Origin of the sequence: Nocardioides sp. SYSU D00038 (assembly GCF_016924665.1) — a bacterium.
In the GTDB taxonomy this organism is placed as follows: Bacteria; Actinomycetota; Actinomycetes; order Propionibacteriales; family Nocardioidaceae; genus Nocardioides.
In genome coordinates this window covers 86,807-109,708 of record NZ_JAFFJT010000009.1, presented here as the reverse complement: position 1 = coordinate 109,708, position 22,902 = coordinate 86,807, and the positions used below count along the sequence as shown (strand labels likewise).

Genomic DNA, 22,902 nt, shown 5'->3' with positions numbered 1-22,902 from the left:
CCCCCCGGCCGGGGCCGGGGCCCCGGCGGCCGCCGCCCGGCGCCGCCCCCCCCCCCCCCCCCCCCCCGGCGGGCTACCGGCCCGTCTCGCGCTTGTAGTCGTCGATCGCGGCCTTGGCCTCGGCGAGGCCGAGGCCGGTGAGCTCGCGCCAGCGCTTGATGGCCCGGATGTCGTTGCCCTGCTGCACGAGCGCGGCGGTCTCGGCGTCCATGCCGGGGTGGGCCGGCGGGGGCGGCAGCACGTCGGCGAGGGCCGAGGAGGTCGGGGGTGGCACCGGCATCGGGGGCTCGCCGCCCGGCATCCGGGCGACCTGCGCCTCCAGGGCAGCCACCCGCTGCTGCAGCTCGTACAGGGCCATCCGGAGGTCGTCGTCGCTCATGCCCGCACCGTACGACTTTTTCAGCGCGCCGCCCGCAGGAACGCCTCCAGCACCGGGCCGGCGGTCTGCGACCCCGACTCCCCCACGTCGACGAAGACCGCGACGGCGAGGTCGCCCTGCGCGGCGATCATCCAGGCGTGGGTCTGCAGGTCGGGGCCGGTGCCGAACTCGGCGGTCCCGGTCTTGGCGATGACCGGTGGGCCCGGCAGGTCGGCCAGTCCCCGGCCGCTGCCCTCGGTGACCACAGCCCGCAGCATCGCCCTCAGCGCCGTGGCCTCCTTCCGCGACAGCGGCTTCGCGCCCTCGGGCTTGGTCGACTCGACCCCCTCGACCATCCGCGGCACCACCAGCTCGCCGCGCTGCACCGAGGCGATGACGGTCGCCATCACCATCGGCGAGGCCAGCACCGTCCCCTGCCCGATCAGGGCGGCCGCGGCGCCGGTCTCGGAGGTGGGCGGCTCGACGCTACCGAAGTACGCCGGGAAGCCGAGATCGTGGTCGAGCCCGAGGCCGAGCGAGACCGCGGCGTCGTAGAGGGCGGTGCCCTCGACCTTGCCGGACTGGGAGATGAAGGCGGTGTTGCAGGAGTTGGCGACCGCCGTGCGCAACGGGATCCGGCCGAGCGCGCTCGCGGGGTAGTCGGAGTAGTTCTTGAACGGCTTGCCGTCGACCACGAGCCGCGACGGGCACGACACGACCGACTCCGGCGTGAGCCCGGCGCGCAGCAGGGCCAGGGCCGAGACGCTCTTGAACGTCGAGCCAGGCGCGAACCGGCCGTAGGTGGCGAGGTTCTGGCCGTCGTTGCCGGGGCCGTTGGCGGCTGCCACGATCTCGCCGGTACTCGGCCGCACCGCCACCAGCGCGCTGCCCGGCCCGATCCCGGCGAGTGCCTGCTCGGCCCGGTTCTGCAGGCGGACGTAGAGCGAGAGGGCGAGCGGCTCGCCGTCCACGGCCTCGACCTGCCAGAGCATCCGCGCTGCTCCAGGCTCCTCGGCGCTGCCCGAGACCGCCTCGACGTCGACGCCGGGGGTGCCGCGCAGCCGCTCGTCGTACCTCGCCTGGAGCCCGGAGACGCCGGCGATGTCACCGGGCCGGTAGGTCTCCGGCTGCTCCTCGACCATCTCGGCGGTGACCTCGCCGACGCGACCGAGGATCGGTGCGGCGAAGTCCTTGGTCGGGGCGAGCGCGAGGTAGCCGCCGATCGCGCGCCCGCCCGGGATGGCGGCGAGGCCGGACTCGACCTCGGGCGGCACGTCGTCGCGGCGGAACGTGATCGCCTCGACGAACGCCTTGGGTCCGGCGGCCTCGGCGCGGGCCACCAGGTCGGCGGCGTCGACCCCGACCAGCCGGGCCAGGGACCGGGCGGAGGCGGCGACCCCGCCCTCGGGCACCTGCGGCTTGTCGAGCCCGATCCGCAGCACCGGTCGCTCGGTGACGACGACCTCGCCGCGGGCGCCGGTGATGTCGCCGCGCTGGGGCGTGGTGCGGCTGACCCGGAGCCGCTCGCCCTCGACCAGGCTCGGCTCGACCAGCGCGGGCGACCACACAACCTGCCACTCCCCGCCGGTCTCGGTGAGCTCGGCCTCGACGTCGTAGGTCCACGCGTCGCCGCCCTCGACCACCGGCCACGACCAGGTCAGGGTCGCGGTGGCCGTGCCGTCGTCGCCCTCGGTGACGTCGCCGACCTCGACCGCGGGCTGGATGTCGGAGAGGTCCTCGGTGATCTCGGCCAGCTCGGTCGTGGCCGCCTGGGCCGAGCCCACGGCGAGCGGCACGCCGGCGAGGTCGCGCGCCGCCAGCGCCGCGGCGAGGTCGTCGACGGTGGGGTCGGGGTCGGGACCGGAGTCGCCGAACGGCAGGTCGCACGCCGTGGCGGTGAGGAGGACGACGAGCAGCGCGGCCGGGACCCGAGACTTCATGGCCCCACTTCTACACGGCTGCGCTCAGCGGTGTCGCACGCACCTCGCGGCGGCGCGTCAGCGGACCAGCCAGGGCCGGTGCTGGGGAGAGGGGAACTCGACGCTGGTGCCGTCGAGGATGTCCTGGACCTGGCGCTTGAAGCCGGGACAGGTCGCGATGTCGTGGGCCCGGCACTCCAGCGCGTGCACGGTCATCTCGCGGGACCGCTCCATCTCGGCCATCCGCGCGTCGAGGTCGGCGATGTGGGCCTCGAGCACCCGGTGCCGGTCGGCGGCGCCCTGGTCGAGCAGGACCGCGATCTGCTCCAGGCTCATGCCGGCCGCCTTGCTGCGCAGCACCACCGCGACCCGGTAGACGTCGGCGTCACCGTAGCGCCGCCGTCCGGCCGAGTCGCGCGCCGGGTCGAGCAGCCCGACGTCCTCCCAGTGCCGCAGCACGTGGGTGGCGATGCCGAACCGCTTCGCGATGTCTCCGACCGACCAGGGCGTCGCACTTGACTTCATGTCGACATGAACTCACATCCTCGTACACATGGCAAATACCTCTCTTGACTACGACGCGATCGTGATCGGCGGCGGACCCGCCGGTCTGCAGGCGACCCTGACCCTGGGCCGGGTGCACCGGCGGGTCCTCATGCTCGACTCGGGCAGCTACCGCAACGCCCCCGCGAGCCACATGCACAACGTGCTGACCCACGACGGCACCCCGCCGCCGCAGTTCCGCGCCGCCGCCCGGGCCGAGCTGACGGCGTACGACACCGTGACCGTGCGCGACGCCGAGGCCACCGCCGTCCGACGCCGCGACGACGACGTGCTCGTCGTCGAGGCGGACGGCGAGGAGCTGACCGCCCGCGGGGTGGTGCTCGCGACCGGCGTCCGCGACACGCTGCCGGACAAGCCGGGGCTGACCGAGCTGTTCGGCGACGTGGTGGCGCACTGCCCCTTCTGCCACGGGCACGAGTACGCCGGCGGGCACGTCGCGGTCCTCGGCAACCAGGCCGCCGGGCACCTGCCAGGGATCCTCGCCCCGGTCGCCTCGCGGATCACGGTGCTCACCGACGGCGCCGAGCTCGAGGCCGAGCTGGCGCCGGGCGTCGCCGTGCGCACCGAGCCGGTGACGGGGGTCTGCCGCGGCCCGGCCGGCGCGCGCGTGTCGTTCGCCGACGGGCCGGACGAGGACGTCGCGGGGCTCTACGTCGTGACGTCGTTCGCGCAGTCGGCGCCGTTCGCCGAGCAGCTCGGGCTGGAGATGCTGCCCTCGGGCTGCATCCGGATCGACGCGATGGGCCGCACCAGCGTCCCCGGCGTCCACGCCGCCGGTGACCTCGCCCACCACCCCGAGCTGCCGATGCCGATGGCCTCGGTGCTCACCGCGGCCGCAGCCGGCCAGGTCGCGGCCGCCTCGCTCGTCGCCACCCGGCTGCTCGACTGACCGGAGGTCCCCGGGGACCGGAGGGCGCTCGGCTCACCGGGTCTCGAGGCTCAGACCTGGCGGCCTTCGCACCTCGACCACCGGTCTGCGCTGGTTGAGGTGCGAGCGAAGCGAGCCTCGAAACCCCCGCACCCGGACGCCCTCCGGTGCGGAGGGCAGGGCTTCCGGCTCGCCGGGTCTCGACGACGCACGCTGGCGCTCGCTGCTCGACCAGCGGTGGTCACCCGGTTGCCACGGCTGCGCAGGCACCGGCAGGGTGGGCGGGTGGGCCCGAGCTGGACGTCGCCGGTGGCGCAGGCCGCGCTCCGGGCCGTGCCGCGGCCGGTGGTGGGGTGGGCGTTCACGCACCCGCCGCGGGTGCCTCAGGCGGCGCTGCCGTGGTGGGTACGACGCCGTGCCGCCTCGACCTCCTACGCCGTGGGCGCGGCGACCGTCGCCACCGCGACCCCGGACGACGCGCTGCCCGGGCGGCACGTGGTGCTGCTGCACGGCGGCGCCTACGTGCTCTCCAGCCCGTCGGCGCACTGGCGGGTGCTGCTGCGCGTGGCGCGGGCGGGGCGGGCGCGGGCGACCTACGTCGAGTACCCGCTGGCGCCGGAGCACACGGTCGAGCAGACGACCGAGGCGGTGCTGGAGGTCTGGGCCGAGCTGGCCCGGCGGCACCCCGAGGACGAGCTGGTGCTGGTCGGCGACTCGGCCGGTGGCGGGCTCGCGCTGGTGACTGCCCAGCTGCTCCGCGACCGCGACCTGGCCCCGCGCCCGCAGCGGCTGGCGCTGCTCTCGCCCTGGGTCGACCTCACCCTCGACGACCCCGAGACCCTCCACCTCGACGCGGTCGACCAGGTGCTGCCGCGCAGCGGGCTGCTCACCGCAGCCCGCCACTACGCCGGCGGCCGCGACCTCGCCGACCCCCTGCACTCCCCGATCAACGGCGACCTGTCCGGCCTGGGCGACCTGCTGGTGCTGGTCAGCCGCGCGGAGCAGTTCCTGCCCCAGTGCCGCCGGCTCGCCGAGCTGGCCGGACCGGGCACGACCGTCGACCTGCGCGAGCACGACCTGCTCCCGCACGACTGGCCGCTGTTCGGGCTCGCCGAGGGAGTCGAGTCGCTGCAGCAGGTCGCCGACTTCCTCTGGGACTGAGCGCGCTCAGGCCTTCTTGTGGCGCGGCTTGCGGGGAGGCGGGCCGTCGCTGCGCGGGCGGCGGCCGGGCGGGCCGTCGTCGGGCTTGAGGTCGATGAGCTTGCCGGAGATCCGGGTGGCGCGCAGGGCGTCGTGGACGTGCTCGGGCAGGTCGGCGGGGAGCTCGACGAGCGAGAAGTCGGGCTTGATCGCGATGTGCCCGAAGTCGCCGCGGCTCAGGCCGCCCTCGTTGGCGATCGCGCCGACGATCTGGCGCGGCTCGACCTTGTGGCGCCGGCCGACGGCGATCCGGTACGTCGCCATCGGCACGTCGCCGCCGCGGTGCTTGCGGGGACCGCGGTCGGTGCGGTCGCCCCGATCGTCGCGCGGCGGCCGCTCCTGGCGGGCCGGGCGCTCGGCCTTGGGGTCGAGCAGCAGCGGCTCGTCGCCCTGGGCCACCACGGCGAGCGCGGCCGCGACGTCGACCTCGGGCACGTCGTACTCGTCGACGTAGTGCTTGATGATGTCGCGGAACCGCTCGATCCGGGCGGTCGCCTGGAGCGCCTCGGTGATCGCGTCGTCCCAGCGGGAGAGGCGGGTCTGGTTGACCTCGTCGACGCCGGGCAGCTGCATCTGGGTGAGCGGCTGACGGGTGGCCTTCTCGATGTGCTTGAGCAGGTAGCGCTCACGCGGGGTGACGAACGAGATCGCGTCGCCGGTGCGGCCGGCGCGACCGGTGCGGCCGATCCGGTGGACGTAGGACTCGGTGTCGGTGGGGATGTCGTAGTTGACGACGTGGCTGATCCGCTCGACGTCGAGGCCGCGCGCGGCGACGTCGGTGGCCACGAGGATGTCGAGCTCGGCCGACTTGAGCTGGTTGACCGTGCGCTCGCGGACGTTCTGCGGCACGTCGCCGTTGATCGCCGTGGCCGAGAAGCCGCGGGCGCGGAGCTTCTCGGCGAGCAGCTCGGTCTCGTTCTTGGTGCGGACGAAGACGATCATCCCCTCGAAGTTCTCGACCTCGAGGATGCGGGTGAGGGCGTCGACCTTCTGGGGGTAGGAGACCAGCAGGTAGCGCTGGGTGATCGTCGACGAGGTCGTCGTGGGGTTCTTGACGGTGATCTCTTCGGGGTCGTGCAGGTACTTCTTCGACAGCTTGCGGATCTGCGCCGGCATGGTCGCCGAGAACAGCGCCACGTTCTTGTCGTCCGGGGTGTCGGCCAGGATGGTCTCGACGTCCTCGGCGAAGCCCATGTTGAGCATCTCGTCGGCCTCGTCGAGCACCAGGAACCGCAGCTGGGTGAGGTCGAGGGTGCCCTTGTCGAGGTGGTCCATGATCCGGCCGGGCGTGCCGACGACGACGTGCACGCCGCGGCGCAGCGCGGACAGCTGGACGCCGTAGCCCTGGCCGCCGTAGACCGGCAGCACCCGGACCCCGGACAGGTGGGCGGCGTAGCGCTCGAACGCCTCGCACACCTGGAGCGCGAGCTCACGGGTCGGCGCCAGCACGAGCGCCTGCGGGCTCTTCTGCGAGAGGTCGAGGCGGGAGAGGATCGGCAGCGCGAACGCCGCGGTCTTGCCGGTGCCGGTCTGGGCGACCCCGACCACGTCGCGGCCGGCCAGCAGCGGCGGGATGGTCGCGGCCTGCACCCGAGAGGGGGTCTCGTAGCCGACGTCGGCCAGCGCCTGCAGCACGGGTCCGTCGAGCCCGAGGTCGCTGAACGACGGAACCTCCGGCGTCTGCGCTGCTCCAGGATCTTCGGTACTCACCCCTGCAACGGTAGTGCGTGCGCGACGTCGTCGCAGATTCGTCGTCGCGGTGGGGTGGGTCACGGGTGGGTGGGGGCGGGGTGGGTTGCGGGTTTCCCCGGTTCACCGGGGAAACCACGACTTGTCGGCCAGAGTTCCGGCCGAGTAGTCGAGGTTCTGGCCGAGAGGTTCGATGGTTCCGGCCGAGGAGTGCGGGTTTCCCCGGTTCACCGGGGAAACCACCCCGCCCGGCCCGCCCGTGGAGCAACCACCCCCCACAGCCGGCAGAACCAGGCTCCGGGTGGAGCGGCGACGATTGCGAGCGAGCCGCACGGGACGGCCGCGGTGGGGATCTGGTACCTTGGGTGAACAGAAGGTGAACAGGAGGTGTCCCATGAAGGAATCCCAGGTGTCCGACCGGCCGACGATGCGGTGGCTGCCGGTGGTCGACGAGAACGGCCGCACCCGCATGGAGGCCGTCTGGGTGGCCGGCGACGCCGTCGCCCGCGAGACCCACGCCGCCTGACGCGCACCTCTTGAACCACCCGACGCCGTCACCGGGGTAGCGCGGGGTCTTTACCCTGCTGGGGTGGAGATAGCCGTGCTGGGCCCCGTGGCGGTCCGCGTCGACGGCCGCGCCGTCGACCTCGGCACCCCCCGTCAGCGGGCGATCATCGCTGCGCTCGCCCTCGCGGGCGGGCGCACGGTCCCCACCGACACCCTCATCGCCCGGGTGTGGGGCGAGGCGCCGCCGGCCGGGGCGCTCGCCACCCTGCACGGGTACGTCGGCGCGCTGCGCCGCGCGCTCGAGCCACACCGGCCGCCGCGCACCCCGCCAGCGCTGCTCGTGACCGACGGCGAGGGCTACGCGCTGCGCGACCACCGCGACGCCTGCGACGCGGTGGTGCTGGAGCGGGCGGTCGCCGAGGCCCGCGAGCTGCTGGCCGTCGTCCCCGACCCGCTGCGGCCACGCTGCGCCCCCGCCCACCGCGACCGGGTCGAGACCGCGGCCCGGCTGCTCTCGGACGCGCTGGCCGGGTGGCGCGGCACGCCGTACGCCGAGCTCGGCGACGACGTCGCCGCGACGGCCGAGCGCATCCGCCTCGACGACCTGCGCTCGGCCGCGGAGGAGCTGGGGGCGGTGGCCGGCCTGGCGCTGGGCCGGCACGCCGAGCTGGTCGGCACCCTGGCCGCCGCCGCGGCCGCACACCCGCTCCACGAGCGCTGGTGGGCGCTGCGGGCGGTGGCGCTCACCCGGTGCGGTCGACAGGCCGACGCGCTCGAGGTGCTGCAGTCGCTGCGGGCGCTGCTCGACGACGAGCTCGGTGTGGAGCCGAGCCCGCCACTGCGCGAGCTGCAGACCGCGATCCTGCGCCAGGACGCCTCGGTCGAGTCGAGCGACGACGCGCCGGCACCGGTGGTGGTGAGCGAGCCGGAGCCCGAGCCGGCGCACCCGCCGTACCGCCAGTCGCCACCGCTCCCGCCGTGGCCGCTCGCCGGGCGTGACGACGAGCTCCGGCGGCTGCTCGACTGCCTCGACGGCGAGCGGGCCGGCCGCGCCCGCACCGTGCTGGTCACCGGCGAGGCGGGGGTCGGCAAGTCGCGGCTGGTGGCCGAGCTCTCGCTGCGTGCGTTCAGCGACGGGCACACGGTCGCCTCCGGCCAGTGCTCCGTCAACGGCCCACCGCCGCTGTGGCCGTGGGTGACGATCGTGCGCAGCCTCGCCGAGCAGCTGCCCGACGTGCCGGACGACCTCACCGACCTGCTCGGCGCGCCCGACGACTTCGAGGGCCGGGCCGCCAGCGCGGCGCGGCTGGCGGGGCTGGCCGCCCGGCACCCGCTCGTGCTGGTGCTCGAGGACGTGCAGTGGGCCGACCCCGCGACCGTCGAGCTGCTGCTCGCCGTCGCCGAGGCGGCCGCGAACCGACCGCTGCTGCTGGCGCTGACGATGCGCACCGGCGGCGCCACCCCGGCGCCGCACGTGCTGCGGCTGACCTCCGAGCTGGCCCGGCGCCAGGGGCTGCGGCTCGACCTCGAGGGGCTGGACCGCGAGGCCGCCACCGAGCTGGTGGCCGGCGTGACGGGTGAGCGCCCCGACGAGGTCGACGACCTGTGGCAGCGCACCGCCGGCAACCCCTTCTACCTCAGCGAGCTGGCGCGCGCCGGGGGCCGGCTCAGCGGCTCGCTCACCGACGTGGTGCTGGCCCGGGTGCACGAGCTGCCCGCGGCCACGCTCGAGGCGCTGTCGGCCGCCAGCGTGGTCGAGGTCGACTTCGACGCCGACCTGGTCGCCTACATGCTCGACGTGCCGGTGCCCGAGCTGGTCGGCCGGCTGCGCCCGGCCATCGACGCCGGCCTGGTCGTCGAGGGCGCCCGGCGCGCGACGTACGCGTTCTCCCACGGCGTGGTGCGCGAGGCGGTGCACGACTCGCTGCCCGAGGCGGAGCGCTCGGCCTGGCACCGGGCGGTGGGGCGGGTGATCGTCGACCGCACCCCGATGGCCCGCCCCGACCAGCGCGCCTACGCCGCCCACCACTGGGAGCTGGCCGGCTACGCCTGGGCGGCCGAGGGCTGGCGGGCGATGGTGGTCACCGCCGAGGCGGCCCGCGCGCAGGCGGCGTACGACGAGGAGGCCGGGCACCTCGGCCGGGCCCTGGCATGGCAGGCGTGGGACCTGGGGTCGGGCCTGCGGGAGCGGTTCGAGCTGCTGATGATGCGCGCCGACGCCGGCCGCTGGGGCGGCGACTGGGCGGCGGTCTCGGAGGCCGTCGACGAGGCGGTCTCGGTGGCCGAGCAGCTCGGCGACGTCGAGCTGGCCACGCGCGCCGCGATCTCCACCAGCGAGGGCGCGCTGTGGCAGGTGCGCGGCTTCGGGGTCGTGCACGCCCCGATCGTCGACGCCCTCGAGCGGGCGGTGCGGCGGCTCCCCGAGGAGCAGGCCGGCCTGCGCTGCCGCGCCCAGCTGGCGCTGGCGATGGAGCTCTTCTACGGCGGTGACGTGGCCCGCATCGACGCGCTGGTCGCCGACGCGCTCGCCACCGCCGAGGCCTCCGACGACGCGCGGCTGCGGGCGTCGGCCTACCTGGTCGCCTTCTCCGCACGCTCGCGGCCCGACACCGTCGACGACCGGGTGCGCTACGCCCGGGCGGCCCGGGAGGCCGCCGCCTCGCTCGACGACACCCGGCACCTGCTCATGGCCGAGACGATGGCGGTGAGCGTGGCCAACGAGGTCGGCGACGCCGCGACCGTCCGCCGCGAGGCGCCCCGCCTGGTCGAGCTCACCCGCAGCCGCGGCCTGGGCGCGCTGGAGTCGGTGCTGCACGTGGTCCGGGTGCCGTGGCTGGTGATGGAGGGCCGCGACGAGGAGGCCGACCGGGCGCTGGAGCGGCTGGCCGAGCTGGCCCGCGAGGTGCGGATGCCCAACATCATCGACTCGGTCACCTCGACCACCGTGGTGCGCTCGGTGCTGCTGGGCGAGTACGCGGAGCTGGCCGGGGTCGCGGGCGCCTTCGTGGAGGCCACCGACGTGCCGGCCGGCCCGGTGGCGACCGTGATCGCGCTGCGCGCCGGCGACCGCGCGCTCGCCGAGCGGCTGCACGCCCGGCTCGGCATCGACCTCGACGATCACACGTTCATGGCGCTCATCCAGCGGTGCATGGCGCTGGAGGTCGCCCTCGGCCTCGAACTGCCCGAGCTGGCCGCGGCGGCGTACCCCCTGGTGCTGCCGTACGCCGGCCGGATGTGCTCGGCCGGCACCGCCGCGGCGACCGGTCCGGTCGACGCCTACCTCGCCCGTGGCGCCCTGGCGCTGGGTCGGCCCGACGACGCCGCCCGCCACCAGGCCGACGCGGTGGCGCTGGCCCGCGCGTGGGGGCTGCCGCGGCTGGAGTCGGAGCTGGTGCGGCTCGGCGAGCACTACACCCGCTGAGACCCCCGCAGCCCGAGGAACAGCTCGCGCAGCGTCTGCTTGGGCCGGGTGCCGATCACGCTCAGCACCACCTCGCCCCGGTCGAAGGCCAGCAGCGAGGGCAGCCCGGTCACGTCGTACGTCGCGGGGGTCAGCGGGTCGGTGTCGACGTCGAGCCGGACGAAGCCCAGCCACGGCAGCTCGACGGCGAGCTCGTCGAGCACGGCACCCACCTGGCGGCACGGTCGACTCCAGTCGGCGTGGAACCCGACCAGCACCGGACGCGCCGCGCCGAGCACCACGTCGGAGAAGTCGTGGTCGCGCACCCGGTGGACCAGCGTCACGCACCCACCCCGTCGGGCACGTGGGTGAACGCGGGCCGGTCGAGGCGCTCGTAGCCGCGACGGCCGAGCCGCAGCAGCACGCGGAACGGCAGCCCGGCCTCGGCGAGCAGGGGGTCGACCACCGAGCGGGGGAGGCCCTGCACGGCCCACGGCAGCATCTTCAGCAGGTCGCGGGGCGAGAGCCCGCCGCGGAACCTGGTGCGCTCCAGGTGGGCCCACTCCTCGCCGCCGACGTAGGCCTGCAGCAGGGCGATGGCGTCGCGCTCCTCGTGGGCGAGGTGGCTGCCCAGCTCGGCGCGGGCCCGCTCGAGGTCGGCCACCAGCCCGGCCCGGACCAGCGGCGCCCCCCGCTCGGCGAGCGAGGACAGCCCGGCGCGCACGGCTTCCAGGAGCGGGTCGATGAGCTCGTGCTCGGCCTCCATCGCGGCCAGCACGTGGGCGCCGCGGTCGTCGCCGGCCTCCGTGACCCGCTCGTGGAGCAGCGGCCAGAGGATCTCGTCCTCCTTGTGGTGGTGGTCGTGGAGCAGCGTGGCGAAGAGGTCCCAGCGCGCGAGCAGCGCCCGCCAGGTGGCGCGGTCGCCGTCGGGCGTGCGCCGCGCGGCCTCGGCGAAGCGGGCCAGGTCGCGGCGGAAGCCGTGGTGGAGCACGTACATCATCGACAGGTCCGCGGGCCCCTCGGGCGCGGCGGCCTGACCGGGCAGCAGGGCGACGGCGCTCACCGGCCACCGCCGTTCGCGACGAACCGGTCGACGTGGGCGGCGAGGCCGGCCGCGTCCGCGGCGTCGGCACGACGGTACGACGGGCGCAGCACCGGGGCGAGCAGCCGCATCGCCCCGGCGAACGAGAGCGTGGTGGTGAGCTCGACCTCGCAGGATCGCTCGCCCAGCGGACGGACCGAGCGCTCGCCGTGGGCGCGCACCCGGTCGGTGCCCCCGGCCCAGGCCGCGCTCAGGGCGGTGACGTGGGTGATCACCGAGGGGGTGCGGAAGGTCATCCCGGCGAACCGCAGCTCCTCCTCGAGGCGCTGGCCGACGGCGGCGGGGCCCGGGGGCTGGCAGGTGAAGCCGACCACCGCGCTGCGCCACTCGGCGTCGTGGCCCCAGTCGAGCACGTAGGCGGCCACGTCGGGGGCGGGGTGGTCGATCCGGACGGTCGAGGTGAGGACCGTCGTGCCGCCGAGGTCGACGGCGCCCCCGAGCTCGGGGGTGGTGCCGGGAGAGATCGTCATGGCGGCACCGTGCCCGAGCCCGCTGGGTCGGCGCTGGGTGGTCGCTGGGTCACCGCTGGGAGCCGAGCCCAGCACCGGTCTGGACCGGTCGGGCCGAACCGGGGAATGAAAGCGGACCACGGTCCGTTCGAGTCGTTGAAAGTTGCACGGTCCTCCGGGCCGCCTTCCACCCTCGACACACACCAGGAGCAGCACCATGGGCATCTTCAACCGCAGCAAGGACGCCACCTTCGACGCGCCGACCGCCGTCCTCGACGACATCAGCGGCGACTACACCATCGACGCCGCGCACACCCGCCTCGGCTTCAGCGCCCGCCACGCGATGGTCACCACCGTCCGCGGCCAGTTCAAGGAGTTCAGCGGCACCGCCCACGTCGACGCCGCCAACCCGGCCAATTCCAAGGTCTCGCTCGTGATCGTGCCCGCGTCCATCGAGACCGGCCAGGCCGACCGCGACGGCCACCTGACCTCCGGCGACTTCTTCGACGTCGAGAACCACAAGGAGATCACCTTCGAGTCGACCTCCGTCGAGCGCGACGGCGCCGACTGGAGCATCACCGGCGACCTGACCATCAAGGGCGTCACCCGCCCGGTCACCGTCGACTTCGAGTTCACCGGCTCCGCCCAGGACCCCTTCGGCAACACCCGCATCGGCTTCGAGGGTGCCGCCGCGATCAACCGCAAGGACTGGGACCTCACCTGGAACGCCGCCCTCGAGACCGGCGGCGTGCTCGTCTCCGAGAAGGTCAAGCTCGAGTTCGACGTCTCGGCGATCAAGAACGCCTGACCTCCCCGCGGCCGCGCCGCGCGCCACGGGGCCGACCGGAAAACGGGTCGGCCCCGTCGCCGTTCTCTGGCACCCTTGCTCGCCGTGCCCCGTCCCCTCGCCCTGCCCGCCGGCTACACGCAGCGGCCGCTGACCCCCGACGACGCCGCCGGCGTGACCGCCGTGATGGCCGCCCAGGAGCTCCACGACGTGGGCCGGGTGGTGATCGAGGAGGCCGACATCGTCGGCGACTGGCAGCGGCCGTCGTACGACGTGGCCGCGAGCTCGGTCGGCGTGCTGGCCGGTGACGAGCTGGTCGGCTACGCCGAGGTGACCGGCGGCGACCGGGGCGACGCGGCGGTGCACCCCGCCCACCGCGGCCGCGGGATCGGCACCGCGCTCGCGCGCTGGATGCAGGAGCGCGCCCGCGAGGGCGGCGCGACCCGGGTCGGCATGCCGGTGCCCGTCGGCTCTGACGGCGACCGGCTGCTCGAGGCGCTCGGCTACGAGGTCCGCTGGCACAGCTGGGAGCTCACCCTGCCCGAGGGGGCGACCGTGCCCGACCGGCCGCTGCCCGAGGGGTACGCCGTCCGCGCGGCTCGGCCCGAGGAGACGCGGGCGGTGTGGACGGTGGTCGAGGACGCGTTCCTCGAGTGGTCCGACCGGGAGCGCCGGTCCTTCGCCGACTGGGACTCCGGCGTCACCCGTCGCCCCGGCTTCGAGCCGTGGAACCTGCGCGTCGTCGTCGACCCGGCCGGCGAGGTGGTGGCCGCCGCCCAGGTGCTGCTGGCCGGCGAGGGCACCGAGGGCTACGTCGACAAGCTCGCCACCCGTGCCGACCTGCGCGGCCGCGGGCTGGCCCAGGCGCTGCTGGTCGACGCGTTCCGCGCCGCCCGCGAGCACGGCGCCGTCCGGTCGCAGCTCTCCACCGACTCGCGCACCGGCGCCCTCGGCCTCTACGAGCGGGTCGGCATGGTCGTCACCTCGACCTGGGTCAACCGCGTCATCGACGTCTAGAACGAGTTCTACCTAGGGTGGGTGCCATGCCCACCCCGTTCGCGGTCCGCTACGACTTCCGGGCGCCCGGCGCCGACCCGGCCACCCGCCAGGAGCTGTTCGCCCGTGCGGTCGAGCAGGCGGCGTACGTCGACCGGCAGGGGCTGGGGGCGCTGATGGTCTCCGAGCACCACGTCGCCGACGACGGCTACCTGCCGAGCCCGATGCTGGTCGCCGCGGCTTTCGCGGCCGTGACCACGACGATCCCGATCACGGTCTCCGCGCTGCTGGTCAACCTGCACGACCCGGTGCGGCTGGCCGAGGAGATCGCGGTGCTCGACCACCTCGCGAAGGGCCGGGTGAGCTTCACGCTCGGCCTGGGCTACCGGCCGGTCGAGTACGAGCTGTTCGACCGGTCGTGGTCGACCCGGGGTCGCGACGTCGAGGAGCGGATCACCACGCTGCTGGCCTGCTGGGCCGAGGGCCGCACCACGCCTCCGCCCTACTCCCGGCCGCACCCGTTCCTCTTCTACGGCGGCGGCTCCCCCGCGGCGGCGCGCCGGGCCGGGCGGCTGGGGCTCAACTTCCAGCCCCAGCACGCCGATCCGGCCCTCAAGGAGATCTACGACGCAGCCTGCCGCGAGGCCGGTCGCGAGCCCGGCTTCGTGCTCACCGCCCCCGAGGGCCCGGCCAACGTGTTCTGCGCCGACGACCCCGAGGAGTTCTGGGAGCGCTGGGGTCACCACCTGCTCGCCGACGCCGTCGCTTACCAGGAGTGGCACGGCGAGGCCGGCTCCTACGTCGTCGACCACTCCCGCACCGTCGAGGAGATGCGCACCGCCGGCGTCTACCTCGTCACGACCCCCGACGACCTCGTCGACCGGATCCGCTCCGGCGACGTCCGCCTCGTGACCCAGCACCCCGCCTGCGGCGGCCTCCCCGCCGACCCCTCCTGGGCCAGCCTCCGCGCGATCTGCGAGGTCGTGAAGCCCGCCGTCTCCGCCGCTGGTTGAGGTGCGAGCGAAGCGAGCCTCGAAACCCCCGCACCCGAACGCCGACCGTCCCCACCGGAGGGCTGTCGCCTCACCGGGCCTCGAGGCTCAGGCCTGGCGGCCTTCGCACCTCGACCAGCGCGCCACCGGTGGTCGAGCGGCGACGAGCGCCAGCGAGGAGCGTCCGTCGAGACCCCCGCACCCGAACGCCCTCCGGTGCCCCGCGCTGATTGAGGTGCGAGCGAAGCGAGCCTCGAAACCCCCGCACCCGAACACCCTCCCTGGGAACGGGAGGGCTGTCGCCTCACCGGGTCTCGAGGCTCACGCCTAGCGGCCTTCACACCTCGACCACCGCACGCCGGGATGCCGCGCCGCCGGGCACGGAGGCGGCGGAGCGACGGGCGGCGTTCGGCACGTAGACGGCGGCGTGGCGCCGAAGCGAACGCCAGGGCACCGCAGGGCAGCGTCCGGCGACACGGCAACGAGTGCCGAACGACGTCCGGTGCGCAGCAGCCGCAGTGCCCCACGTGCGCGGCACCCCGCACCCACCCCACCCAACAGTCAGCCCCGGCCCGAGGCCCGTCCCCGGAGCCACCCGCCAACACGGAGGGCGTTGGGCTCACCGGGTCTCGCGACAGGACTTCGTCCTTCCTCGACCAGCGGTGGGCGCCGTCAGCCCACGTCGACGGTGGTGACCACCGACGTCACCGACGGGCGGCGCGGGGTGGAGGAGAAGCCGAACCGGCAGGGCGGGTCGACCGGGGCGAGGGTGCCGAGGTCGGCGCCGTCGAAGGAGCCGGTGGCGGTGCCGAGGCGGTGGTGGTCGGTGGCGCCGTACCACTCGCGGCGGTCGGCGTGGGTGATGCCGCGGGTGCGGACCCCGCGCAGCAGCAGCCGGGCGACGGGGTCGGTGAGCGTGCAGAACCACGGTGCGGCGGCCAGCCGGTTGGGCAGCAGCCGCAGGAGCAGGCCGAGCGCCGTACGCCGGCCGACGTCGAGGTCGAGCGAGAGCGACGGCGACCGCACCCGCCACACGCCGCCGGTCTCGGCGACCTCGAAGGGCTGCACCCGCACCTCGTCGAAGGTGTACGTCGTCGCGATCAGGTCGGCCACCTCGTCGCGGGGCGCGAGCAGCACCCGGTGGCCGGCGGCGGTCTCGACCATCGCGTCCGAGAACGACCCGAGCGGGGTGTCGTGCCAGTGGCCGACCACGACCCGGGTGCCGCTGGTGGTGCCGACGCCGGCAATCCGGCCTCGGAAGCGCAGCCGCTCGACGCCGGGTGCCGGGCTCACCGGATCGGCGCCCCGGAGATGGCGCGCGCGATGACCAGCCGCTGGATCTCGGAGGTGCCCTCGAAGATCGTGTAGATCTTGGCGTCGCGGGCCATCCGCTCCACGGGGTAGTCGCGGGTGAACCCGTTGCCGCCGAGGATCTGCATCGCCTGGCCGGTCACCCTCACCGCGGTCTCGCCCGCCATCAGCTTCGACATGGACCCCTCGGCGCTCTCGAACCGCTTCCCCTGCCTGGCCATCCAGGCCGCCCGCCACACCAGAAGGCGCGAGGCGTCGATGGCGGTCTTCATGTCGGCGAGCTGGAAGGCGACGCCCTGGTTCTCGACGATCGGGCGGCCGAACTGCTCGCGGGTGCGGGCGTAGTCGAGCGCCACCTCGTACGCCGCCCGCGCGATCCCGACCGCCTGGGCCCCGACGGCGGGGCGGGTGCGCTCGAAGGTCGCCATGCTGGCGTTGCCGGCAGCGCTGCCGCCCTCGCGGGCCCGGGCCAGCCGGGCGTCGAGCTTCTCCTTGCCGCCGAGCAGGCACCGGCCGGGCACCCGGACGTCGTCGAGCACGACCTCGGCGGTGTGGGAGGCGCGGATGCCGTGCTTGAGGAACTTCTGGCCCTGGCTCAGCCCCTTGGTGCCGGGCGGCACCACGAAGCTGGCCTGGCCGCGCGAGCGCAGGTCGGGGTCGACGACGGCGGTGACGACGTGGACGTCGGCGAGCCCGCCGTTGGTCGCCCAGGTCTTGGTGCCGGTGATGACCCACTCGTCGGCGGCCTCGTCGTACCGCGCCCGGGTGCGCATCGCGCCCACGTCGCTGCCGGCGTCGGGCTCGGAGGAGCAGAACGCCGCGAGTCGCAGGTCGCCGGGCTCGCCGAACATCTGCGGCACCCACTCGCCGACCTGCTCGTCGGTGCCGTTGGCGCGGACGCCCGCGGCCGCGAGCGCGGTGCCGCAGATGGCGAGGCCGATGCCGGCGTCGCCCCAGAACAGCTCCTCCATCGTGATCGGGATGCCGAGCCCGGTCTCGTCGAAGCTCTGGGTGGCGAAGAAGTCGAGCGAGTACAGGCCGATCCGCGCGGCCTCCTCGACCACCGGCCAGGGGAACTCCTCGCGCTCGTCCCACTCGGCCGCCGCCGGCCGGATCACGTCGGCGGCGAAGTCGTGCACCCACCGCTGCAGCTCGACGTGGTCGGGGCCGAGGTCGAACGACGGGGTGGTCACACTCCGGAGGCTACCCGCGACCCGTCGGCGGGAATGGCGGCCGCGGGCTTGACCTTGACCCCGGGGGCAGGGTCGACGCTGGGCGCGAAGGAGGTCGGACGATGCTGATCGGCGAGGTGGCCGAGCGGGCCGGGGTGACGGTCAAGGCCGTGCGCTACTACGAGTCGCTCGGGCTGGTGACCGCGCCCCGCGAGGGCAACGGCTACCGCACCTACGACGAGCACCACCTGCGGCGGATCCGCGAGATCCGGACGCTCGGCGAGCTCGGCATCAGCGCCGACCGCACTCGCCCGTTCCTCGACTGCCTCGACACCGGGGCCGCCGCGGGCGACGACTGCCCGGCCTCCCTCGACGCCTACCGCGAGGCCATCGCGGACATGACGCACCGCCTCGACCAGCTCGGCGCCCGCCGCGACGCCCTGGTCGAGCGGCTCGCCCGGGCCACGGTCCGGGTGGGCACGCCGGCGCCGCCGGCGCGGTGCGCGTTCACCGCCACCGAGGAGAGCCGATGACCGTCACCACCGCCACCCTGCCCCAGATCTCCGACCAGACCTTCGCCGCCGAGGTGCTCGCGGCCGACGTGCCGGTCGTGGTCGACCTGTGGGCGCCGTGGTGTCCGTCGTGCCACGTGCTGACCCCGATCCTGGCCGAGATCGCCGTCGAGCAGGGCGACCGGATCAAGGTCGTCGCGCTCAACACCGACGAGCACCCCGTCACCGCGGCCGCGCTGCGGGTGCTGGGCCTCCCGACGCTCAAGGTGTTCCGCGGCGGCGAGGAGGTCGGCTCGCTCACCGGAGCCCGCCCCAAGCGGGTGCTGCTCGAGCAGCTGGAGCGCATCCTCGCGGGGTGAGGGGGGCCGCGCTGGTCGTCCGGTGACCCGCGCTGGTCGAGGTGCGAGCGAAGCGAGCCTCGAGACCCGCGCACCCGAACGCCGACCGTCCCCACCAAAGGGCTTCCGCCTCACCGGGTCTCGAGGCTCAGGCCTGGCGGCCTTCGCACCTCGACCACCGCACGCCGGCGCTGGTCGAGGTGCGAGCGAAGTGAGCCGCGAGACCCGCGCACCCGCACGCCGACCGTCCCTCCCGGAGGGCTCCGGCTCACCGGTCCCGAGGCTCAGGGCCGGCGGCCTTCGCGCCTCGACCAGCGGTGCGCCGTCCACAGGCCGGCGCCGACCGGTCGGCGGGGGTCGGCGGGATCGGGGACGATGGCGGGGTGAGCGACCTGGCGAGGTACGACGACTGGCTGGCCTGGCTGGGCCGGCTGGCCGGCGAGGACCCGATGATCCGGGTCGCGTGGATCGGCGGGTCGGCGGCGACGGGGGGATGGGACGAGTGGTCCGACCTCGACGTCGAGGTGCTGTGCACGCCGGGCGCCGCGACCGAGGTCTACGGGAGGCTGCTGGCCCGGGCGCGGCACAGCTTCGACGTGACCGACGTGTGGGAGGTGCCGGTCGCGACCTGGCCCGACGGGCGGCAGTGCTTCCTGAGCCTGCACGAGCGGCCCGGGCTGCTGGCCGAGCCGACCCGGCTGGTCGACCTCCACGTCAGCGACCTCGCCGACCACCACCGGCGCATCGACACCCGGCGGCACGGGACGCCGGTCGTCGTCCACGACCCCGAGGGGCTGCTCGAGCTCGAGCCCGACGACCCCGCTGCGATGGCGCGCGACATCGAGGCGGCGGTCGACCAGGTGCGGCAGCGGCGGGTCACCGGCGAGTGGCTGGTCAACCGCGCTTTGCGGCGCGGGCACGTCGCCGAGGGGCTCGACCTCTACCTGCGGTTCGCGCTGGCACCGGTGGTCCGGCTGCTGCGGGTGCACCACTGCCCGTGGCGCCACGACTACGGGCTGCGCTACCTGCGCACCGACCTGCCGGCCGAGGTGGCCGACCGGGTCGAGTCGCTCGTGCCCGGGCACGCCCCGGCCTCGCTCGAGGAGCTGGCGACCCGCTGCTTCGCGTGGCTCGACGAGCTCCTCGACGCCTGACCTGACAAACGTCACGGGAGTCCGGTGAGGTCGCGCACTGCCGCGGGTCGCGCGCGGGCGGCACGGTGGAGGCATGACCGACACAGCGACTCCAGCCATCCGGGTGAGCGGGCTCCGGCGCAGCTACGGCGCGGGCGCCGAGGCGTTCGAGGCGGTGCGCGGCGTCGACCTCACCGTCGAGACCGGCACCGTCACCGCACTCCTCGGCACCAACGGCGCTGGCAAGACCTCCACGCTCGAGGTGATCGAGGGGCTGGCCCGGCCGGACGCCGGGTCGGTGCGCGTGCTGGGCCTCGACCCGGTGGCCGACCGCGACGGGGTGCGCCGCCGCACCGGCGTGCTGCTCCAGCACTCCGGGTTCTCGGGCGACCTCACCGTGCTCGAGACCGTACGGCTGTGGACCGGCCTGGTCAGCGGGGCCCGGCCGGCCGAGGACGCGCTCGACCTGCTCGACCTCGCGGGCCGCGCCGGCGTGCGGGTCTCGAGCCTCTCCGGGGGCGAACGGCGACGGCTCGACCTGGCCTGCACGCTGCTCGGCACCCCCGAGGTGGTGCTGCTCGACGAACCCACCACGGGCCTCGACCCCGAGAGCCGGCGCGACGTGTGGCGGTTGGTCCGCGGCCTGCGCGACCGCGGCGCGACCGTGCTGCTCACCACCCACTACCTCGACGAGGCCGAGGCGCTGGCCGACCGCCTCGAGATCCTCCACGAGGGCCGGATCGTGCGGTCGGGGACGACCGCGGAGATCGTGGCCGGGCATCCCTCGACGGTCTCGTTCCGCACGCCCGCGGGGTCGCTGCCGGCGTTCGGCCCGCGCCTCGACGTGGTGCGGGTCGTGGAGGAGCGGGGCCGCACCACCATCGAGACCGAGGAGCTCCAGCCGCTCCTGACGCAGCTGCTCGGCTGGGCCGACCGCCACGGCGTGCGGCTCGACGGGCTCAGTGCCAGCACACCGTCGCTGGAGTCGGTCTTCCTGGCGATCGCCGACGACCGGACGGAGGCACTGCGATGACGACCACGACCACACCCCCCACGACCACGCCGACCACCACGCCCCTGGGTCGCACGCTCGCCCTGGCCCGGGTGAACGCCCTGCTAATGACCCGCAACCGGCTCACGCTGTTCTACGGAGTGGTGCTGCCGCTGGCACCGCTGCTGTTCCTGCTCTCCGCTCCACGGGGCGACGAGGCGGCCGGAGCGCAGGCCGCGACGACTGTGGTGCTCTTCGCGCTGATCTTCCCGGTCTACTACAACGTGCTGTCGCTCGTGGTGACCCGGCGCGACGAGCTGGTCCTCAAGCGGCTGCGCACCGGCGAGACCCGCGACTCCGAGCAGCTGCTGGCGATCGCCCTGCCCGGCTGCGCGGTCGCGCTGGTCGTGAGCGTGCTGGCGGTCGCGGTCGGCGCGGCCCTCGGCCAGCCCCTGCCGGTCAACCCGCTGCTCCACGTCGTCGGCGTGCTGGCGGCCTGCGGGCTGTTCGCGACGCTGGCGGTGTGGACGGCGGCCTGGACCCGTAACGCCGAGGCGGCCCAGCTGACCAGCATGCCGGTGATCCTCCTCGCCGCGCTGGGGTCGATGCGCTCGGCGCCGTTCCCGGACGCCGTGGCGCGCCTGGTCGACCTGACCCCGGGTGCCGCGGTCGACATGCTGGTGCGGCTGACGTGGTACGGCGAGCACCCCGACGGCGGCACCACGGGGCTGGCCGGCACCTGGGCCGCGGCGCTGCCGCCGCTGGCGGTGCTGGTCGCCTGGGCCGGTCTGGCGCTCTGGCTGGCCCGGCGCTCGCTGCGCTGGGAACCGCGCGCCTGAGAGGGTGGGCGCCATGACGCGCCGCTCGCTGCTCGCCGGCTGGTCGCGCCGCAGCCAGGTCGAGCGGGTCGACCTCTACACCCGCCAGTCGCTGTACATCCTGCTGTGGCTGACCGTCGGGTTCGTCGTCCTCCAGGCCAGCGCGGCCGAGCGGTTCGACGGCTGGTTCGTGGCCGTGGTCGCCTCCACCACGGCGGTCGCGGCGTCGGGCACCTTCGTGCTGCGCCGGGTCATCGACCTCTACCCCGCCCTCGGGCCGTTGCCGTGGCGCCCGCTTGGGCCGTTCCTCGTCTTGGTCGCGACGGGGTTGGCGGTCGCCGCGCTGGTCCCGGACGACCTGCACGCGGCGGCCACCACCGGCGTGTGGGGCAGCACGGCGTGGGCGCTCGGTGGGCTGCGCGACCCGCGGGCCACGGCGGGGGTGATGGCGCTCCTGACCTTCGCGCCGTGGTGGGGCACCGGGATGGCGTGGACGGTCGCCTACGGGTTCCTGACCGGACTGTTCTTCCTGTTTACGGTGCGGGCCTCGCTGTGGCTGCTGGGCGTCGTGACCGAGCTCGACCGGGCCCGCGGCGCGCAGTCGGCGCTGGCGGTGGCCGAGGAGCGGCTCCGGTTCTCCCGCGACGTCCACGACGTGCTGGGCCGCCGGCTCTCGACGATCGCCGTGCAGGCCGAGCTCGCCGCGACCCTCGCCGGGCGCGGCGACGACGGGGCCGCCGAGCGGATGCTCGAGGTGCGCGGCGTGGCCCACGAGGCGCTCCGCGAGGCACGCGAGCTGGCCCGTGGCTACCGCGCCACCGACCTCGCCCAGGAGCTCGAGGGGGCGCGCTCGCTGCTCCGCTCGGCCGGCATCCGGGTGGTGCTCGACGTCGAGGACCTGCCGGCGGCCTGGCACGAGGCGGCGGGCTGGGTGGTGCGCGAGGGGGTCACCAACGTGCTGCGCCACTCCGACGCCGCGGAGGTGACGATCCGGTGGCGCGCCCCGGAGCTCACGGTCGGCAACGACCGGCCCACCCGCACCCGCACCGGTGACGGCGCCGGCCTCACCGGGCTGCGCGAACGGTTGGCGCCGCTGGGCGCCTCTCTCTCCGCCGGGGGCGACGCGGCGTCGTACGCCGTGACCGCGACGCTGCCCGGCACCGGCCCCCGGGACGCGACGTGACGGGGCCGATCCGGGTGCTGCTCGCCGACGACGAGCACCTGATCCGGGTCGCGCTCGCGCAGATGCTCGACCTCGAGGAGGACCTCGAGGTGGTGGCGCAGGCCGCGACCGGCGACGAGGCCGTGGCCGCGGCGGGGCACGGCGGGGTGGACGTCGCCGTGCTCGACCTGCAGATGCCCGGCCTCGACGGCATCGCGGTGGCCGAGCGGCTCGCCGACGTGCTGCCGTCGTGCGGCTGCGTGATCGTGACCAGCCACGGCCGCCCCGGTCACCTGAAGCGGGCGCTGACCGCCGGCGTGCGCGGCTTCCTGCCGAAGACCACGTCGTCGGCCACGCTCGCCGCGGTGGTGCGCACCGTGCACGCCGGCGGCCGGCACGTCGACCCCGAGCTCGCGGCCGAGGCGATCGCCGCCGGCGACAGCCCGCTCACGCCGCGCGAGGCGGACGTGCTCGAGCTCGCCGCCGACGGTGCGCCCGTCGACGAGATCGCCCAGCGGGCGTCGCTGTCGCCGGGCACGGTGCGCAACTACCTCTCCAGCGCCGTCACCAAGCTCGGTGCCGCCAACCGCCACGACGCGTGCGCTATCGCGCGGCGGATGGGCTGGATCTGAGG

The 22,902-nt window shown here is 75.0% G+C and carries 23 protein-coding genes; 14 read left to right on the top strand and 9 right to left on the bottom strand.

Features of this window, described 5'->3' with window-relative positions; genetic code table 11:
- Window positions 1-73: 73 nt before the first annotated feature.
- Genes JT721_RS05230 through JT721_RS05220 form a run of 3 tightly spaced genes read right to left on the bottom strand, consistent with a single transcriptional unit; the run spans window position 74 to window position 2,802 of the window.
- Window positions 74-379, bottom strand: coding sequence for a hypothetical protein (locus JT721_RS05230; RefSeq protein WP_205471866.1), 306 nt, complete (start codon window positions 377-379; stop codon window positions 74-76).
- 20 nt (window positions 380-399) lie between these two features.
- Window positions 400-2,298, bottom strand: a complete 1,899-nt coding sequence (locus JT721_RS05225; RefSeq protein ID WP_205471864.1) for a penicillin-binding transpeptidase domain-containing protein — start codon at window positions 2,296-2,298, stop codon at window positions 400-402.
- 57 nt (window positions 2,299-2,355) lie between these two features.
- Window positions 2,356-2,802: a MerR family transcriptional regulator gene (locus JT721_RS05220; RefSeq protein ID WP_205471863.1), complete on the bottom strand. Its 447-nt coding sequence runs from the start codon at window positions 2,800-2,802 to the stop codon at window positions 2,356-2,358.
- Window positions 2,803-2,830: 28 nt separating this feature from the next.
- Here JT721_RS05220 and JT721_RS05215 point away from each other — a divergent pair, with 28 nt between their 5' ends.
- The gene (locus JT721_RS05215) at window positions 2,831-3,730 is read left to right on the top strand and encodes an NAD(P)/FAD-dependent oxidoreductase (RefSeq protein WP_205471862.1); all 900 of its coding nucleotides are present in this window, start codon (window positions 2,831-2,833) and stop codon (window positions 3,728-3,730) included.
- Between the two features lie 264 nt (window positions 3,731-3,994).
- Complete coding sequence (locus tag JT721_RS05210; RefSeq protein ID WP_205471861.1) at window positions 3,995-4,870, top strand: alpha/beta hydrolase fold domain-containing protein; 876 nt, start codon at window positions 3,995-3,997, stop codon at window positions 4,868-4,870.
- A 6-nt stretch (window positions 4,871-4,876) separates the two neighbouring features.
- Here the strand turns inward: JT721_RS05210 and JT721_RS05205 are convergent, their stop codons facing one another.
- Window positions 4,877-6,619, bottom strand: a complete 1,743-nt coding sequence (locus JT721_RS05205; RefSeq protein WP_205471860.1) for a DEAD/DEAH box helicase — start codon at window positions 6,617-6,619, stop codon at window positions 4,877-4,879.
- 373 nt (window positions 6,620-6,992) lie between these two features.
- On the opposite strand from JT721_RS05205, the gene JT721_RS21275 reads away from it, so the two are divergent.
- Window positions 6,993-7,124 carry a hypothetical protein gene (locus tag JT721_RS21275; protein ID WP_275898725.1) on the top strand — a complete coding sequence of 44 codons (132 nt, stop codon included), beginning with the start codon at window positions 6,993-6,995 and terminating at the stop codon, window positions 7,122-7,124.
- Window positions 7,125-7,187: 63 nt separating this feature from the next.
- Window positions 7,188-10,526, top strand: a complete 3,339-nt coding sequence (locus JT721_RS05200) for a BTAD domain-containing putative transcriptional regulator (RefSeq protein WP_205471859.1) — start codon at window positions 7,188-7,190, stop codon at window positions 10,524-10,526.
- Here JT721_RS05200 and JT721_RS05195 read toward each other — a convergent pair.
- Genes JT721_RS05195 through JT721_RS05185 form a run of 3 tightly spaced genes read right to left on the bottom strand, consistent with a single transcriptional unit; the run spans window position 10,514 to window position 12,077 of the window.
- The gene (locus tag JT721_RS05195; RefSeq protein WP_205471858.1) at window positions 10,514-10,849 is read right to left on the bottom strand and encodes a co-chaperone YbbN; all 336 of its coding nucleotides are present in this window, start codon (window positions 10,847-10,849) and stop codon (window positions 10,514-10,516) included. The two genes, JT721_RS05200 and JT721_RS05195, sit on opposite strands and share 13 nt — an antisense overlap.
- Entirely contained in the window at window positions 10,846-11,568 is a 723-nt protein-coding gene (locus JT721_RS05190; RefSeq protein WP_205471856.1) for a hemerythrin domain-containing protein, read from the bottom strand. The genes JT721_RS05195 and JT721_RS05190 overlap by 4 nt, the downstream gene beginning before the upstream one ends.
- The gene (locus tag JT721_RS05185; RefSeq protein WP_205471855.1) at window positions 11,565-12,077 is read right to left on the bottom strand and encodes an SRPBCC family protein; all 513 of its coding nucleotides are present in this window, start codon (window positions 12,075-12,077) and stop codon (window positions 11,565-11,567) included. The genes JT721_RS05190 and JT721_RS05185 overlap by 4 nt, the downstream gene beginning before the upstream one ends.
- A 196-nt stretch (window positions 12,078-12,273) precedes the next feature.
- On the opposite strand from JT721_RS05185, the gene JT721_RS05180 reads away from it, so the two are divergent.
- The 3 genes from JT721_RS05180 (at window position 12,274) to JT721_RS05170 (ending at window position 14,852) form a co-directional block, all read left to right on the top strand.
- On the top strand, window positions 12,274-12,864 hold the full coding sequence (locus tag JT721_RS05180; protein WP_205471854.1) for a YceI family protein: 591 nt from the start codon (window positions 12,274-12,276) through the stop codon (window positions 12,862-12,864).
- Between the two features lie 84 nt (window positions 12,865-12,948).
- Window positions 12,949-13,860: a GNAT family N-acetyltransferase gene (locus tag JT721_RS05175; RefSeq protein WP_307827896.1), complete on the top strand. Its 912-nt coding sequence runs from the start codon at window positions 12,949-12,951 to the stop codon at window positions 13,858-13,860.
- Window positions 13,861-13,886: 26 nt separating this feature from the next.
- Entirely contained in the window at window positions 13,887-14,852 is a 966-nt protein-coding gene (locus JT721_RS05170; RefSeq protein ID WP_205471852.1) for an LLM class flavin-dependent oxidoreductase, read from the top strand.
- Between the two features lie 651 nt (window positions 14,853-15,503).
- On the opposite strand, the gene JT721_RS05165 is transcribed toward JT721_RS05170, so the two are convergent.
- Complete coding sequence (locus JT721_RS05165; RefSeq protein ID WP_205471851.1) at window positions 15,504-16,124, bottom strand: hypothetical protein; 621 nt, start codon at window positions 16,122-16,124, stop codon at window positions 15,504-15,506.
- A complete protein-coding gene (locus JT721_RS21630; RefSeq protein WP_205471850.1) occupies window positions 16,121-17,335 on the bottom strand; it encodes an acyl-CoA dehydrogenase family protein in 1,215 nt (404 codons plus the stop codon). The genes JT721_RS05165 and JT721_RS21630 overlap by 4 nt, the downstream gene beginning before the upstream one ends.
- 101 nt (window positions 17,336-17,436) lie before the next feature.
- On the opposite strand from JT721_RS21630, the gene JT721_RS05155 reads away from it, so the two are divergent.
- The 7 genes from JT721_RS05155 (at window position 17,437) to JT721_RS05125 (ending at window position 22,900) form a co-directional block, all read left to right on the top strand.
- Entirely contained in the window at window positions 17,437-17,847 is a 411-nt protein-coding gene (locus JT721_RS05155; protein ID WP_205471849.1) for a MerR family transcriptional regulator, read from the top strand.
- Window positions 17,844-18,185, top strand: coding sequence for a co-chaperone YbbN (locus JT721_RS05150; RefSeq protein ID WP_240340167.1), 342 nt, complete (start codon window positions 17,844-17,846; stop codon window positions 18,183-18,185). The genes JT721_RS05155 and JT721_RS05150 overlap by 4 nt, the downstream gene beginning before the upstream one ends.
- Window positions 18,186-18,547: 362 nt before the next feature.
- Window positions 18,548-19,318 carry a hypothetical protein gene (locus tag JT721_RS05145; RefSeq protein WP_205471848.1) on the top strand — a complete coding sequence of 257 codons (771 nt, stop codon included), beginning with the start codon at window positions 18,548-18,550 and terminating at the stop codon, window positions 19,316-19,318.
- A 73-nt stretch (window positions 19,319-19,391) separates the two neighbouring features.
- Window positions 19,392-20,330: an ABC transporter ATP-binding protein gene (locus JT721_RS05140; protein ID WP_205471847.1), complete on the top strand. Its 939-nt coding sequence runs from the start codon at window positions 19,392-19,394 to the stop codon at window positions 20,328-20,330.
- Complete coding sequence (locus tag JT721_RS05135; protein ID WP_205471846.1) at window positions 20,327-21,127, top strand: ABC transporter permease; 801 nt, start codon at window positions 20,327-20,329, stop codon at window positions 21,125-21,127. Before JT721_RS05140 ends, JT721_RS05135 begins: the two co-directional genes overlap by 4 nt.
- A 13-nt stretch (window positions 21,128-21,140) precedes the next feature.
- Window positions 21,141-22,289, top strand: a complete 1,149-nt coding sequence (locus JT721_RS05130; RefSeq protein WP_205471845.1) for a sensor histidine kinase — start codon at window positions 21,141-21,143, stop codon at window positions 22,287-22,289.
- Entirely contained in the window at window positions 22,286-22,900 is a 615-nt protein-coding gene (locus JT721_RS05125; protein ID WP_307827895.1) for a response regulator transcription factor, read from the top strand. The genes JT721_RS05130 and JT721_RS05125 overlap by 4 nt, the downstream gene beginning before the upstream one ends.
- The last annotated feature ends 2 nt before the right edge of the window (window positions 22,901-22,902 follow it).

Bases quoted from the DNA above. Each gene is read 5' to 3' on its own strand.
- JT721_RS05230 (WP_205471866.1), bottom strand. From the start codon at position 379: ATGAGCGACGACGACCTCCGGATGGCCCTGTACGAGCTGCAGCAGCGG.
- JT721_RS05225 (WP_205471864.1), bottom strand. From the start codon at position 2,298: ATGAAGTCTCGGGTCCCGGCCGCGCTGCTCGTCGTCCTCCTCACCGCC.
- JT721_RS05220 (WP_205471863.1), bottom strand. From the start codon at position 2,802: ATGAAGTCAAGTGCGACGCCCTGGTCGGTCGGAGACATCGCGAAGCGG.
- JT721_RS05215 (WP_205471862.1), top strand. From the start codon at position 2,831: ATGGCAAATACCTCTCTTGACTACGACGCGATCGTGATCGGCGGCGGA.
- JT721_RS21275 (WP_275898725.1), top strand. From the start codon at position 6,993: ATGAAGGAATCCCAGGTGTCCGACCGGCCGACGATGCGGTGGCTGCCG.
- JT721_RS05185 (WP_205471855.1), bottom strand. From the start codon at position 12,077: ATGACGATCTCTCCCGGCACCACCCCCGAGCTCGGGGGCGCCGTCGAC.
- JT721_RS05180 (WP_205471854.1), top strand. From the start codon at position 12,274: ATGGGCATCTTCAACCGCAGCAAGGACGCCACCTTCGACGCGCCGACC.
- JT721_RS05170 (WP_205471852.1), top strand. From the start codon at position 13,887: ATGCCCACCCCGTTCGCGGTCCGCTACGACTTCCGGGCGCCCGGCGCC.
- JT721_RS05155 (WP_205471849.1), top strand. From the start codon at position 17,437: ATGCTGATCGGCGAGGTGGCCGAGCGGGCCGGGGTGACGGTCAAGGCC.
- JT721_RS05150 (WP_240340167.1), top strand. From the start codon at position 17,844: ATGACCGTCACCACCGCCACCCTGCCCCAGATCTCCGACCAGACCTTC.
- JT721_RS05140 (WP_205471847.1), top strand. From the start codon at position 19,392: ATGACCGACACAGCGACTCCAGCCATCCGGGTGAGCGGGCTCCGGCGC.
- JT721_RS05135 (WP_205471846.1), top strand. From the start codon at position 20,327: ATGACGACCACGACCACACCCCCCACGACCACGCCGACCACCACGCCC.
- JT721_RS05130 (WP_205471845.1), top strand. From the start codon at position 21,141: ATGACGCGCCGCTCGCTGCTCGCCGGCTGGTCGCGCCGCAGCCAGGTC.